The following is a 13,305-nucleotide window of genomic DNA, read 5'->3' as shown; positions in this document are numbered from 1 at the left end:
GTCATTGTGAAGACTCCAGGCGGGTACGCGTCGGCCGCCGGGCGCTCAGCGCACCCGACGGCCGATGAATCAGAAATCAGGACTCGACGCGACGCTTGCGCGCCACCGTGAACCCGAGGCCCGCCGCTGCAGCCGCAGCGCCGCCCCCGAACGCGGCCAGGCCGTAGTCGTCCGAAGAGCCGACACCTTCGGCGCCCGCCCTGACACCGCCCTTCGGGACGACGGGCGTGTGGGAATTGCCCCTGGTGTCGTGGGTAGGGGCCGGGGTCATGCCAGCGTTGCCGTTCCCGCCGGCGGGCGGGGTGGTGGCAGTGCTGGCACCAGCACTGGGGGCCGGGGACGCGCCGCCGCCGCTACTCGGGGACGGGGACGGCGACGGGCCGTCGCCACCTTCGTCCTCCGTTGCGGTCACCGTGCCGTCGGCGGACATGGCGAAAGAGTGCAAGCCGTGCTTGCCCGTCGGGTTCTCCGCGGTCAGCGTCAGCACCGTGCCAAGGCCCTCAAGGCTGATCTCCGTCTCGTGACCCACCACCTTGTCGTCGGCGCCATAGATGTCGTAGTGGTCCGCCTGGTAGCCGCTGGTCAGGGCCTCCGTGCTCTGCAGGTTCTTCTGGGCGGTCACCTTGCCGTCGGTGGACAGCGTGAACACGTACTTTCCGTACCGGCCCTGGAGGTTGTCGGGCGTCCACAGCTTGAGCAGTGCCTCGTCGGACTCGTGCCGGGTGATCTGTGCCCGGTAGTCCTTGGTCCGCCCGCCATCGAAGGTCAGCTCGACCACAGCCGCCTTGTAGCCGTCGGGCAGCGACTGCGCCTCCGACTTGAGCTGCTCCGCCTGCTTGCCGGCTGACGAATGCCCGGAGCTGGCCAGGATCACCGGAGCCGTGCCGGCGGCCTCCGCGAAGGCGCTACCGACGGGGAAGGACACGGCAGTTACGACGCCTGCCACGACAGCAGCGGAGCGGATACTCATACGCATGAGGCTTCGAATACCTCTCACCATGGATCTACTTCGTCACCGGCACTCAGAACTCCGGCCGATGGCGCGGGCTTTGACCGTCTAGGCCCTTGAAAGGGATTCTCTCGGCTCACAGGTGCGCTTTCGTTGTGTGCGACACGGCCGAAAGTGCATTCTTGAAGGGGCCATTTGCGACCGAGCCGCAGCCATTAAGGGCTGTCCCGTACAGCCATTGGCCAAGGAGGCCGGCTGCAACTGGCGCTCAGCCGAAGATCAGGTACGCGTCCTTCTCGATGCAGACCTACAGGACGACTACGAGTTGGCTCACGACCTCGATGCGACGCTGCCGGACGAGATCGCCCGGGTGCTGCGCCATCACTGAGATCTGCGTGAGACGAGGCAAGATCGCAGCGCACTGCACCGGCGTGAGATCTGAGCCGCCCCAATCCGAGTGGTCGAGTAGCGGTGCCAACGTCGTGGAAACCTCAGGTCAGGGACACCTGGGAGATCACCATCCGGTGAGCTTCACCGTCTCCGGCGTCAGTAGCAGCTGCCATGCTGGCAACATGATCCGTTGGAACCTGCTCGCCCTCGACAAGGCTCTGCGTCGCAGTTGGGCCGCCGACACTTGCTCGCCTGACAACCAGGCCGACTGGCAGCCCGGCAACCCGGCCTGGGGCCACTGCGACATCACAGCCTTGATCGTCAATGACATCTTCGGCGGTGACCTCATGGTCGGGGAGGTACACCTCGACGAGGACCAGCACGGCTTTCACTGGTGGAACCGGCTGGCCAGCGGCGTTGAACTCGACCTGACGTACGAGCAGTTCCAGCATGGACAGACCGTGACCGAGGCCCGTGTCGTTGAGCGCCCGCCGGGCCCACTGCCCCGTCGCTGGGACGAATATCTTCTCCTGCGCGAGCGCATCAAAGAGCATCTCGGTCATCTGCCAGGGCCCTCCATCTGACGCGGCAAGGCTCAGGAACTGCTTAAGGCAGCTTCACAGGTTTCGCCGCGGGCGCCACGGCTACGCGTAGGGGTCCCTGAGCGGCCGGGGCTCCCGAGCTCCTCGCGTGATCTCCTCCGGTGGAGCCCTTCGTCGAGCGGCGCGCCCACGAGCATCGCTCGCACCTCGCCCGCCGAGCCCTCGGGCCGCAGCCAGCCGCCGGTTCTGGGACATCCTCTTCCGCACCTTCGTCTACCTGCTCACCCGGGTGCCCGACCACCTCGGCCTCGACGCCCCGGCCTCCTACCCCGCCCCGCGCCGCTTCCATGCCCCCTCGCCCACCCGCTCCGCCGCAGCCGCAGCGCCGACACCAAGGCACATGCCGTAGGGACCTCGGCACAGAGCTCGGCAACCTCACCGGCCGAGCTCAAGCAACCGTCGTCCTGGCCGAAAGGATGCCTCCCCGTTCAGGTCGCCGTCACTGTCACAGCAGCCCACAGTCGCCCGCTTGGCACCAGCCAACCGCAGGCTACCCACCCTCCCGCTCAGCGGCCGCCACAGGTAAACCAAACGAAGGAGGCCCTCAGCCGCAACGCCCCAGAGGCCTGCCGGTGAGTCAGAATGGCGAACAGCCATGCAGCGCAAAGCAATACCACCGGAGGTACAGCCCATGACGCGGTACAGCGTCGACCTTCACCGACGTGAGTTGATCGCCTCCTGGGGCACCGGCGAGGGTGACCTCGCCACCCGGGTCACGGTCCTCCCCGACGACGCGGGCACGTCCACGCTGCTGGGTCTGGCCCGCGCCCTCACCCAGCTGTCCGACGCAGCGTGGCGCACCTACACCCACCCCGCGAGCGCTGCCCCGTCGCTGGAGCCCAACTCCGAGGGCTGGCAACGCGAGGAGGAACGCAAGGCCTTCGCCGAGGTCGCCGACGCGATCACCGGGCCGAATCTGCCGAGCGGCGGCGCGATGACCGTCTCCTACAGCCGCGTTACCGAGTTCGCCAACCGGGTCGGGCGCGCCCTGCACAACCTCGACGACCCGGACCTCACGAAGGCCGTCCTCGCCGAGGCCGCCACCGAGCTCGCCGCCGTGGAGAGTGCGGAGCTCGGCGACCTCACCGGCCGTGCCCAACAGGCCGTTCTCCTCAGCCGCGAGGACGCTTCCCCCGTCCAGGTCGCGGCCGCCGACCACCTGCTGCAGCAGGACCCCTTCGGCCCCGCCGAACTCTTCCTGGCCGTCGACCCCACCGCAGCCGCCGTCGCCGCGGCCCACTGGCTCGCCGCAGCGGCCGAGGTCGCCGCCGAAGCCTCCGGCGAACACCCCACCCACGTCGTCCTCGAAGCCGACAACATCGAAGCCCTCCCCCACGAAACCCCCACCCTCGTCCTCGGCCTCCTCGAGGACGGCGCCTCCCCGCACGAGGCCGTCACCGGACTCGTCCGCCACGCCATGCACATCACCGACGGCCTGCTCCCCGACCCCACCGCCCTGCGCGAACAACTCGAAGACCTCGAAGACACCCTCGCCGACTACACCGACGAGGACGGCCCCGACCTCGAAGACATCGCCCTGCGCCTGACCCCGCTCGACCCCAGGCGCCCCGCACGCGACCTCCTCGAAGACCTCCTCACCGGCATCCACGGCTGCTGGCTCCTCCACAGCGAGCACGACGACCTCGACGAGGACGAAGACCTCGGCAACGCCGAGAACTGGGACGACGAACAGGCCGAGGAACACCAGAGGCGCAACCGCGAACGCTTCGCCCAACTCGTCCGCGACACCGCCGCCCAGCACCACGCCCGGCTCATCTGACCGTCCGGCCCGGCAGCACGGCCGGGCCCGCCCCCAGCCGGGTCTCCCTTGAGCACTGGCCAAGGGAGACCCGCAGGTCAGACACCGAATTCGTGGGCCGGTGGTCGCACAGTGGTCGCTTCCCGGGCGCAGAATGGGAAGGCAGGACTCTGCGCGCTCGACCCTCCGAGGCGATCACCATGCGCTGCTCACCCACCCCCAACTTCGACCGCGGCCGGGTCTACCGGCGCTGCGGCTGCCGCGACACCGACCGGCGCCAGCTCGGCACCCACTGCCCCCGCCTCGCGGCCGACCCGCACCACGGCACCTGGGCCTTCGCCGTCGACGGCCCCTCCCCCGACAGCCACCGCCGCACCATCCGCAGGGCCGGCTTCCCCGACGAACTCGAAGCCCGCACCGCCCTGCGCCGCTTCAACGAGGGACTGGCCCTGTGCGTCATCACCGACCCCAGGCAGCGCACCGCCGAATACCTGCGCGACTGGCTCGAGGAGAAGGAGCTGCGTCTCAAGCCCACCACCATGGCCCGCTACCGCGCCTACGTCGAACAGGACCTCATCCCCGCCCTCGGCACCCTCCCGTTGATCGACCTCACCCGCCAGCACCTCACCGCCTACGTCACCGCCCAACTCCGCGCAGGCCGCGGCAAGGTCACCGTCCACCGGATCATGTCCACCCTCTCCAGCGCCCTCAGCAGCGCCGTCCACGACGGCCGCCTCGCCCGCAACCCCGCCAAACCCCCGCTTCTTGCCCGCCCCGCCTCAGCCCCCAGGCGCCTGTGGACCGAGGAGCAGGCCGCCCGCTTCCTGCGCTTCACCCACCTCACCGACCCCCTCTACGCCGACCTCGCCGAAGTCATGATCGGCTCCGGCATCCGCAAGGGCGAGGCACTCGCCCTGTGCTGGAACGACGTCGACCTCGAAGACGGCGTGTTCTTCGTCCGCGCCACCCTCTCCGCCGTCGACAACAACCAGATCGTCCTCACCACCCCGAAGACCAAGGGCAGCCGCATGTGGGTCGCCCTGTCCGAGCGCGTCGCCTCAGCGCTCGAGGACCGGGCCGGCACCCGTACCTTCGGGGACATCACCGGCAGCGGCGGCTACGTCTTCCACCGCCACGGCCGCCCCCTCCACCCCAAGCACGTCCTCGACCACTTCCACCTGCTCTGCGACAAGGCCGGCGTCCCCCGCATCGCCCTCCACGACCTGCGCCACCTCATGACCAGCTTCGCCCTGGCCGCCGGCGTCCCCCTGCCCGTCATCTCCAAGACCCTGCGCCACCGCACCCTGTCGACCAGCGCGAACATCTACGCCGACCTCACCCGCCTCGCCGCCCGCGCGGCCGTCGACGCCGTCGCCTGGACCCTCGACAACGCCGACCGCGCCCTCCTCGGACACCCCGTCTGCCGCGTCCACCGCCCCTGGCGCCAGCACCCCCGCCCGCACCGGCACCTGCCCGCCTACCAGCAGACCCGAACAGGCGAACCATCGACGTCCTGGCCGAAGTGGCCCGGTGACCACCGTGCGACCACCAGCTGACGCAACAACAAGAAGAGCCGGCACCTGGTTTCCCAAGTACCGGCTCTCACAAGCGACTTCACAGTCGGGACGACAGGATTTGAACCTGCGACCCCTTGACCCCCAGTCAAGTGCGCTACCAAGCTGCGCCACGTCCCGTGGTCTCGCGCTTCCACACCCTCACAGCCTGGGGGGCTCCGGTGTTTCTGCTTCTCGACCTTGTCCCCGATCTCTCGGCGACGTGGAAAACAATACAGCACCGAAAGGGGTGCTCGCACACAGGTATCGAGGAGGGGGCGCGGGCGAGCCGCCGCAGGTCAGGGGGTGGGGTGGTGGGCGTCGTAGCGGAGGAAGGCCGGGCGGCGGGCGGCGAGGAGGAGGACGGCGGCGACGCAGGCCAGGCCGCCGGTGACGACGGAGACGGCCGGGGAGGTGAGGGCGGCCACGGTGCCGGACTCGAAGTCGCCGAGGCGGGGGCCACCGGCGACGACCACGATGAAGATGCCCTGGAGCCGGCCGCGCATCTCGTCGGGCGCGGCCACCTGCATCATCGTGTTCCGGAAGATCATGCTGATGGTGTCGGCGCAGCCGGCGGCGGCGAGCAGGGCGAGGCCCAGCCAGAGCTCCCGCACCAGCCCGAATGCCGCGATGGAGAGCCCCCACGCGGCGACCGAGGAGAGGATCGCCACCCCGTGCCGGCGGATCCGCGACACCCACCCGGAGAACAGCGCCCCCAGCAGCGCCCCCACCGCCGGGGCCGCGACCAGCAGGCCGACCGTCCCGGCTCCGCCCCCGTAGAAGCCGACCGCGATCGCGGGGAAGAGCGCCCGCGGCAGGCCGAAGATCATCGCCGCCAGGTCCGCCAGGAAGCTGGCCCGCAGGTTCGGCTGCTCCCGCAGGAACCTCAGCCCGTCCAGGACGGAAGCCCGCCGCTTGGGTGCCCCGGCGGTACCGTCCCCCGGCCGCAGCGCCGGCAGCCGCCACATCGCGTAGATGGTGGCCGCGAAGGCGACGGTGTCCACCAGGTACGCCGCCTGGGCGCCGTACGCGCCGATCAGCACGCCGCCAAACATCGGCCCGACCGTCATGCCGAGGTTCATGCTGACGGTGTTCAGGGCGTTGGCGGCCGGGAGCTGACGGGTCGGCACCAGACGGGGGATCATCGATGACCGCGCGGGCGAGCTGAGCGCGAAGAAGGCCGCCTGGACGGCCACCGCCGCGTACAGCAGGGCGACGGACCCGAAATCGGTCAGGGCCTGGAGGGCGAGCACGGCCGAGACCACCGCGAGCCCGGCGGAGCCGATCAGGCCGAGCAGCCGCCGGTCGACCCGGTCGGCGACCGCGCCGCCGTACAGGCCGAAGGCGACCAGCGGGACGAGCGAGAAGAGGCCGACCAGCCCGGTGGCGAAGCTGGAGCCGGTCAGCGCGTACACCTGGACCGAGACGGCGACGGCTGTCATCTGCTGGCCCACCGAGGAGACGGTCTGGCCGAACCAGACCCGGCGGTAGTCGGGTATCTCGCGCAGCGGGCTCAGATCGGCGAAGGCGCCCCGGACCAGCCGCCCCCAACGACGGCCGGCCGACGGCTCGTCGACCGGACCGAGCTGATCAGCGGCAGCGGCAGCGGCAGATGAAGACGAAGCAGAAGCAGCAGCAGAACTGGAAGGTTTGTTTGTCGACACGACAGACCATGCTCGACGACCCACGTCTCCCCCTCTTCACCGGGTCCGCCCAGAGTGCGACCTACCGCGACAGCACCTGCTTCTCCCCCGCCTCCACGGCCACGCTCAGCCGGTTGCCCGGCGGCGGGAACGGGCAGACGAAGTGGTCGGCGAAGGCGCACGGCGGCAGGTACGCCCGGTTGAGGTCGAGGACGGTGCGGCCCGCCGAGTCCGGTTCGGGCAGGCTGACGAAGCGGAAGCGGTAGGTCTCCTGGCCGCTGGTGGCGTCGGCGATCACCCCGCTCAGGCCCTCGCCGGCGGAGCCGCTGACGGTCAGCGTGTGCGGCTCGCCCGCGACCGAGAAGGCCAGTTCGCCGGAGACGGTGAGCGGGCGCTCGCGACCGTCGGCGTTGGGCACGAGAAGGTCCCGCTCGCCCTCGAACGGGGTGAAGACGGCCGGCAGGGCCCACTCCGGCGCGTACGGGTAGACGGTGATCCCGGCGAAGGCCGTCCGGTTCGGCGCGGCCGGGTCGAAGACCCGCAGGGCCAGCTCGCCCTCGCGCTCGATCGGGACGAGCAGCACGTCCCCGTACTCGGCCAGCTGCGGCGCCGGGTCGGTGTCGGGCCGCAGCGCCCGCTCGCCGTCGATCGGGCCGCCCTCGGCGCCCTTGATCCGCAGGCCGCCGACCTCGCCCGGCCCGCCCAGGGCGCCCATGCCCTCGAACGAGTCCGGCCGCACCCGGACCACCCCGTCCGCGGCCCACCAGAGCCCGGGCAAGCCGGGCAGCTCGGCGGGCTCGGGCCCCAACCAGTACGTGCCGGTGAGCGAGAGCGGCCCGTGCGGCGCGCTCACCCGGGCCGTCCTGGCCTCCGTCCAGTGCTGCCATTCCTCTGCCGCGTTCATCGCTTCCCCTTCGTGCGAGCTTCGTGCGAGCTCCGTGCGAGCTCCGTGCGAGCTCCGTGCGAGCCAACGGAACTCAGTCCCCGAGCCGACGGAACTCAGCCCCCGAGCGGGCGGAACAGACCCTCCTGCACCACGGAGACGACCAGCTGGCCGCTCCGGTCGTAGATCTCGCCGCGGGCCAGGCCGCGCGCGGCGTGCGCGATCGGCGAGGTCTGCTGGTACAGCAGCCAGTCGTCGGCCCGGAACGGCCGGTGGAACCACATCGCGTGGTCGAGCGAGGCCATGTCGAAGTTGCGCCGCCCCCAGAGCGGCTCGACGGGCGCGCGCACGGAGTCGAGCAGCGTCATGTCGCTCGCGTAGGTGAGGGCGCAGACGTGGATCAGCGGATCGTCCGGCAGGGCGCCGTTGGTGCGCAGCCAGACGCCGCTGCGCGGCTGCACGTCCACCAGCTCCTCCTTGGTCCACTTCAGCCGGTCGACGTAGCGGATGTCGAAGGGCTGGCGACGGCTGATGAACGGCGGCAGCTCGCCGAGCTTGGAGCCGACCTCGTCGAGCGCGCTCGGCAGGTCCTCGGGCTGGGGCACGTCGGGCATCGGGTCCTGGTGCTCGATGCCGCCCTGCTCGGGGAGGTGGAAGTCGGCGGTGAGGGCGAAGATGCTGCGGCCCTCCTGGATGCCGAGCACCCGGCGGGTGGTGAAGGAGCGGCCGTCGCGGATCCGGTCGACCTGGTAGACGATCGGCACGCCCGGCATGCCGGGGCGCAGGAAGTAGGAGTGCAGGGAGTGCACGGGGCGGCCGGCGTCGACGGTGCGCCCCGCCGCGACCAGGGCCTGGCCGGCGACCTGCCCGCCGAAGGTCCGCTGGAGCGACTCCTCGGGGCTGCGGCCCCGGAAGATGTTCAGCTCGATCTGCTCCAGGTCGAGGAGGTCGACGAGTTGGTCGACGGGTGTACCCATGGCGCGCTCCCTCTGTCGTTTATCCAGAAGTCTGATCGTCGCATCGGAATTCCCGGCGAGTGCCCTCCGACACCGTCACCTCGACGGCCCGTCGGAGAGCCCCGACTGCCGCACCGTGACGTTCAACCGGCCCACCAACCCGAGCGCCGGATCGGCCGTCCCCGGCAGCGTCCGCACCACCCCGTGGTACGCGAACCGGGCCGGGCCGCCGAACACCAGCAAGTCCCCGCTGCGCAGCTCGAGATCCGTCCACGGCCTGGTCCTGGTATCGGTGTTGCCCAGCCGGAACACGCAGCTGTCGCCCACCGAGAGCGAGACCACCGGGGCGTCCAGCCGCTCCTCCTTGTCCCGGTGCAGGCCCATCTTGGCGCCGTGCGGGTAGTGGTTCACCACCGCGACGTCGGGCCGGTACGCCGCCGCTCCGGCCACCGCCGCCAACGAGTCCCCGTACGCGTCGGCCAGCGCCCGCCGGGCCAGCGTGCAGAGGGCGGGCGGGAAGGGCTTCACCGGAGCGCCGTCACCGTCCACCACCGTGCGGGCGTAGCCGTACGGGTACCAGTGCCAGCCCAGGCAGACCGTGCGCACCGACATGACTCCGCCGGTCGGCATCCGCACCGTCCGCATCCCGGCCGGGGGCCGGGCCCACTCACGGCAGGCGGCCACCAGTTCCCGCTGCTCCTCGGGCCCCAGCCACCCGGGCAGCAGCACCGCGCCCGGGGCCGGCTCGACCCTCTCCCGGGTCGGCTCCCCGAACAAGGGTTCCGGCATCAGCCCGTCCATGCCCCCATCCTCCCAGCCCGCCGCGAAGCCCGTTCGGCGCAGGCCGGGCCGGGCAGCGGGTGCAGCCGGATCCCCCGCGCACCAGGCTGGGAGCAGCCCACCCGCAGACCCGAGCCCCGCACACCCGAGGAGCGCCGGCCGTGAAGCCCCTGACGTACGAGATCATCGACTTCCCCGCCGCCTCGCTCTACAAGAGCGCCGTGCTGGTGGTCGGCCAGCACGAGACCCTGCTGGTCGACACCGGCTTCACCCGCTCGGACGGACACCGGCTCGCCGAGGCGGCCGAGGCCACCGGGCGGCCGCTCACCACGGTGTTCGTCAGCCACGGCGACCCGGACTTCTACTTCGGGTCGGAGAGCATCAAGGAGGCCTTCCCCCGGGCCCGGTTCCTCGCCGCGCCCACCACCGTGGCGCACATCGAGGAGACCTTCGAGGAGAAGCGCCGCACCTGGGCCAAGCTGGGCTCCGAACTGCCCACCCGGCTGGTCCGGCCGGAGCCGCTGGACGGCGACGCGCTCGAGTTCGAGGGCCACCGCCTCGAGCTGCGCGGCACCGACTTCCACCTCCCCGACCGGCACTACCTCTGGGAGCACCGCCAGCGGATCCTGTTCGGCGGGGTCCTCCTCTTCGAGGGCCTGCACGTCTGGACGGCCGACACCCCGGCCCCGGCCCAGCGCGCCGCCTGGATCGACCTCCTCGACGGCATGGCCGCCCTCGACCCCGCCGTGGTGATCGCCGGCCACCGCACCACCGGCGCCCCCACCGACCGCACCGCCATCGACCACACCGCCGACTACCTCCGCGCCTTCGAGACCGAGATCAGCATCGCCCCCGACCCGGCCACCGCCGTCACCAAACTCCGGGCCCGCTACCCCGATGCCGGCCTGGTCCTCGCCGCCGAACTCGGCGCCAGGGCCGCCATGCCGGTCCCGCAGCCCCAGCCCTGACCCGAGCCGACCTGGCCTGGCCTGACCCGAGCCGAGCCGAGCCGACCTGGCCTGACCCGAGCCGAGCCGAGCCGACCAGGCCTGGCCTGACGGGACGAGACGGGACGGGACGCCGCCTGCCCCGGCAGGCGCTAGTGGATCAGCCCGAGGTCCCGGGCGCAGCCCGCCCAGGCGGCCCACCCCTGCCGTCGGCGGATCTCCTCCGCGACGGCTATCTGCTGGCGCCTCGGCGCGCGGTCCGGGCGGTCGGCGTAGCGCAGGCCACCCGCTTCGCGCCAGGTCGGGGGCCAGATCTGGAGGCCGCCGTAGTAGCCGTTGCCGGTGTCGGCGTGCCAGTCGCCGTCGCTCTCGCAGTCGGCCAGCCGCTGCCACACCGAGTCGGGGGCGGGGGCGGCCGGAGGTGCGCCGGACGGCGCCAGCGCGAAGAGGGAGAGCAGCGGCAGGGACACCACGAGTAGCGGTCGCATGACCCCATGAAGGCACAGCCGCCACTCACCGGCACCCCGGAACAGCACAGCGCCGCCGCCACCCCGCACGGGGGTGACGACGGCGTGCGTCAGGCAGGGCGGCCTCAGACGGAGAGGACCTGGCCCGGGAAGATCAGGTCCGGGTTGCCGCCCACCACGCCGGTGTTGTTGGCGTAGAGGGTCTTCCAGTCGATGCCCTTGGTGGCGGCGATGCCGCTCAGGGTGTCGCCGCTCTTGACGGTGTAGGTGCCACCGTTGGTCGGCTTGGCCGGGGCCGGGGTGGCCGGGGCCTTCTTGGCGGGCTTCTGGGCCGGGGCGTCGGCGGCCTTCGGGGCAGCGGCCTTCGGGGCAGCAGCCTTCGGGGTGTTCAGAGCCTGGCGCTCGGTGCCACGGGAGGCGGCCGAGGAGTCGGTCTTCGGCGCGGCCTTGGTGCTGGAACCCGAGGTGCTGGAGGTGTCGACCTGGGCGGCGGCGCCGCCACGGGTCAGGCCGGCCTTGACGGAGCAGACGGGCCAGGCGCCGGGGCCCTGGTCGGCCAGCACCTTCTCGGCGACGGAGATCTGCTGCGCCTTGGTGGCCTGGTTCGCCTGCGCGGCGTACTGGGTGCCGCCGTACGCGGCCCAGGTGCTGGAGGTGAACTGCAGGCCGCCGTAGAAGCCGTTGCCGGTGTTGATGCTCCAGTCACCGGTGCTCTCGCACTGGGCGACGGCGTCCCAGGTGGAGACGGAGGCGGCCGAGGCCGAGGTGGCCGTGACGAGGCCGGCCACCGGCAGTGCGGCGATGACGCCGCCCATGACGGCCATCCGCAGGCGGTTGCGCTTCGGGGCGGTGGTGGTGGCAGCGGCGGTCTCGTTACGGAAGGTCATGAGGTTCCTCTCGACAGCCCCGGGCGGGCATGCGGAACCAGACCCTCGAAGGGGCCCGATCTCGCTCACCGCGTCCGCAAGGCGGCCGTGCACGTGTCCGACGTGCCGCGCCGCCCCGGCCACCCTCCGCCGCTCGCAAGCGGTGGGCGCCTTCCGCACCGGTGGACCGGTGGGCGGCGCTCCTGGGGGTGAACCCGGGAAGTGCTCGTTGCACTGGTTTAGAAGCTACGAGCCTGGGAACCCAGCGCCAAACAGTTTCGGGTTCTCCCAGCTCAGCACGGCGTTACCGACGGTATAGATCAAGTAAATCTGGGTGAATTGTCCGTTTTGACACTCATTTCCATGATCAAACCCTGTCCGGATATGACCTGGGCCACTCTCCGGCCCCTGTGAGCTCGGGCACAGTGTCGACATATTGCGACCAGTCGTTCACGGATCGCAGTCAGTTTTGTGGCAATTCCCGACTTGGCCGAGCCCACCCGTGACCCCAGCCACAGCGGCCCGTTGGTAGTGGCGGCCGGGCGCGCCCCCAGCCACAAACTGACGAACCCGAGGGAGTACCCGTGCCGCGCATGCTCGACGTGAGCGACGAGGTCCGTGCCGAGATCGGCGACGACGAGGCCGACCGCCTGCTCGCCGGTGCCCACGCGCCCGACACCTACGACTGCACCTCCTGCCGCGCGAGCGGCGACTCCACCCGGGAGGCCACCAGCACGGTGCTCTTCGTGGGCGACGAGACGGCCGTGCTGGCCTTCGCGCACGCCCGCTGCATCCCCTCCCAGGTGGTCCCAGTCGCGGAGGAGCAGCTCCAGGGCGCCGTCCGCAGCATCAGCCAGTCCCAGCCCCCGGCCGCGACCGCAGCCCCAGCCCCAGCCCCAGCCGCAGCCCCCACCGCCGTACCCGCCCAGGCCCAGGCCCCCGCAGCCGCAGCCGCCCCAGCGCCCGCCCCCGCGGTTGAGAGCGCCCCACCCGCCGCACCCCCGGCCGGCCAGCCCGCGATCCTCGGCATCACCTGCGGCCTGGTGCTGCGCGAGGGCAACCAGTACGCGGCCCTGGTGGTCGAGCCCACCGGCCCGGTCGGGCGGCCGGGCGACCTCTCCGGCGAGGACCAGTTCCTCTCCCTGCTCGGTGACCACGGCTTCCAGCCCGTCCCCTCGGTGGACGCGAACCCGGCCCCCATGCCGGGCTGGTCGGTGCTGCTCGCGATGGGCCAGCTGCACGCGATCCTGCACCCCGGCGCGCGCGGCAGCGCCGCCTGGTGGCAGGCGCACCAGCCGCTCCAGGTCACCGACAACTGGCGCGCGATCGCCCGCCGGCACAACACGGTGATGGTCTACGCGGCCCCCTCCGGCACCATCGGCCGCCAGCCCCGGGAGGACCTGCTCCGGCTGGCCCTCGACCGCGCGGCCGGCCAGGGCCTGCTGGTCGCCGCCGCGCTCCCGCTGGCCGGCACCTGAGCCGGGCCGGTACGCACCCGAAGAGCCGCAGC

General features: G+C 71.7%; 13 protein-coding genes and 1 tRNA gene. 6 read left to right on the top strand and 8 right to left on the bottom strand.

The window, feature by feature from the left end; genetic code table 11:
- Positions 1-76: 76 nt before the first annotated feature.
- Positions 77-970, bottom strand: coding sequence for a hypothetical protein (locus ABT095_RS25525; RefSeq protein ID WP_350531817.1), 894 nt, complete (start codon positions 968-970; stop codon positions 77-79).
- 217 nt (positions 971-1,187) lie between these two features.
- Here ABT095_RS25525 and ABT095_RS25520 point away from each other — a divergent pair, with 217 nt between their 5' ends.
- From ABT095_RS25520 to ABT095_RS25505, 4 genes are all read left to right on the top strand, one after another.
- Positions 1,188-1,337, top strand: a complete 150-nt coding sequence (locus ABT095_RS25520) for a hypothetical protein (protein ID WP_350531816.1) — start codon at positions 1,188-1,190, stop codon at positions 1,335-1,337.
- Between the two features lie 184 nt (positions 1,338-1,521).
- The gene (locus tag ABT095_RS25515; protein ID WP_350531850.1) at positions 1,522-1,923 is read left to right on the top strand and encodes a YunG family protein; all 402 of its coding nucleotides are present in this window, start codon (positions 1,522-1,524) and stop codon (positions 1,921-1,923) included.
- A gap of 649 nt (positions 1,924-2,572) precedes the next feature.
- A complete protein-coding gene (locus ABT095_RS25510) occupies positions 2,573-3,721 on the top strand; it encodes a hypothetical protein (RefSeq protein ID WP_350531815.1) in 1,149 nt (382 codons plus the stop codon).
- A gap of 179 nt (positions 3,722-3,900) precedes the next feature.
- A complete protein-coding gene (locus tag ABT095_RS25505) occupies positions 3,901-5,256 on the top strand; it encodes a tyrosine-type recombinase/integrase (protein WP_350531814.1) in 1,356 nt (451 codons plus the stop codon).
- Between the two features lie 64 nt (positions 5,257-5,320).
- On the opposite strand, the gene ABT095_RS25500 is transcribed toward ABT095_RS25505, so the two are convergent.
- From ABT095_RS25500 to ABT095_RS25480, 5 genes are all read right to left on the bottom strand, one after another.
- Positions 5,321-5,394 (bottom strand) — tRNA-Pro (locus tag ABT095_RS25500).
- 158 nt (positions 5,395-5,552) lie between these two features.
- On the bottom strand, positions 5,553-6,917 hold the full coding sequence (locus ABT095_RS25495; protein WP_502885000.1) for an MFS transporter: 1,365 nt from the start codon (positions 6,915-6,917) through the stop codon (positions 5,553-5,555).
- 61 nt (positions 6,918-6,978) lie between these two features.
- On the bottom strand, positions 6,979-7,800 hold the full coding sequence (locus ABT095_RS25490; RefSeq protein ID WP_350531813.1) for a DUF1684 domain-containing protein: 822 nt from the start codon (positions 7,798-7,800) through the stop codon (positions 6,979-6,981).
- Positions 7,801-7,895: 95 nt separating this feature from the next.
- Positions 7,896-8,756, bottom strand: a complete 861-nt coding sequence (locus ABT095_RS25485) for an acyl-CoA thioesterase (protein ID WP_350531812.1) — start codon at positions 8,754-8,756, stop codon at positions 7,896-7,898.
- A 75-nt stretch (positions 8,757-8,831) separates the two neighbouring features.
- The gene (locus tag ABT095_RS25480; protein ID WP_350531811.1) at positions 8,832-9,524 is read right to left on the bottom strand and encodes an alpha-ketoglutarate-dependent dioxygenase AlkB family protein; all 693 of its coding nucleotides are present in this window, start codon (positions 9,522-9,524) and stop codon (positions 8,832-8,834) included.
- Positions 9,525-9,676: 152 nt separating this feature from the next.
- Here ABT095_RS25480 and ABT095_RS25475 point away from each other — a divergent pair, with 152 nt between their 5' ends.
- Positions 9,677-10,483: an MBL fold metallo-hydrolase gene (locus ABT095_RS25475; protein WP_350531810.1), complete on the top strand. Its 807-nt coding sequence runs from the start codon at positions 9,677-9,679 to the stop codon at positions 10,481-10,483.
- 131 nt (positions 10,484-10,614) lie between these two features.
- Here ABT095_RS25475 and ABT095_RS25470 read toward each other — a convergent pair whose 3' ends face one another.
- Both ABT095_RS25470 and ABT095_RS25465 read right to left on the bottom strand, forming a co-directional pair.
- Positions 10,615-10,950 (bottom strand): transglycosylase family protein, encoded by a 336-nt coding sequence (locus ABT095_RS25470; protein WP_350531809.1) that lies wholly within the window; start codon positions 10,948-10,950, stop codon positions 10,615-10,617.
- A 104-nt stretch (positions 10,951-11,054) separates the two neighbouring features.
- Positions 11,055-11,816, bottom strand: coding sequence for a LysM peptidoglycan-binding domain-containing protein (locus tag ABT095_RS25465; protein WP_350531808.1), 762 nt, complete (start codon positions 11,814-11,816; stop codon positions 11,055-11,057).
- A 563-nt stretch (positions 11,817-12,379) separates the two neighbouring features.
- On the opposite strand from ABT095_RS25465, the gene ABT095_RS25460 reads away from it, so the two are divergent.
- Positions 12,380-13,273, top strand: coding sequence for a DUF8842 C-terminal domain-containing protein (locus ABT095_RS25460; RefSeq protein ID WP_502884999.1), 894 nt, complete (start codon positions 12,380-12,382; stop codon positions 13,271-13,273).
- Positions 13,274-13,305 lie beyond the last annotated feature (32 nt).

This window comes from Kitasatospora sp. NPDC002227 (assembly GCF_040296285.1).
Taxonomy (GTDB): Bacteria; Actinomycetota; Actinomycetes; order Streptomycetales; family Streptomycetaceae; genus Kitasatospora.
The sequence above is the reverse complement of the archived record's forward strand: the minus strand, read 5'-3'. Positions and strand labels throughout refer to the sequence as shown.

Excerpts from the sequence above, each read along its gene's own strand:
- ABT095_RS25465 (WP_350531808.1), bottom strand. The coding sequence starts at position 11,816 with ATGACCTTCCGTAACGAGACCGCCGCTGCCACCACCACCGCCCCGAAG.
- ABT095_RS25505 (WP_350531814.1), top strand. The coding sequence starts at position 3,901 with ATGCGCTGCTCACCCACCCCCAACTTCGACCGCGGCCGGGTCTACCGG.
- ABT095_RS25485 (WP_350531812.1), bottom strand. The coding sequence starts at position 8,756 with ATGGGTACACCCGTCGACCAACTCGTCGACCTCCTCGACCTGGAGCAG.
- ABT095_RS25470 (WP_350531809.1), bottom strand. The coding sequence starts at position 10,950 with ATGCGACCGCTACTCGTGGTGTCCCTGCCGCTGCTCTCCCTCTTCGCG.
- ABT095_RS25490 (WP_350531813.1), bottom strand. The coding sequence starts at position 7,800 with ATGAACGCGGCAGAGGAATGGCAGCACTGGACGGAGGCCAGGACGGCC.
- ABT095_RS25480 (WP_350531811.1), bottom strand. The coding sequence starts at position 9,524 with ATGCCGGAACCCTTGTTCGGGGAGCCGACCCGGGAGAGGGTCGAGCCG.
- ABT095_RS25515 (WP_350531850.1), top strand. The coding sequence starts at position 1,522 with ATGATCCGTTGGAACCTGCTCGCCCTCGACAAGGCTCTGCGTCGCAGT.
- ABT095_RS25525 (WP_350531817.1), bottom strand. The coding sequence starts at position 970 with ATGAGTATCCGCTCCGCTGCTGTCGTGGCAGGCGTCGTAACTGCCGTG.
- ABT095_RS25510 (WP_350531815.1), top strand. The coding sequence starts at position 2,573 with ATGACGCGGTACAGCGTCGACCTTCACCGACGTGAGTTGATCGCCTCC.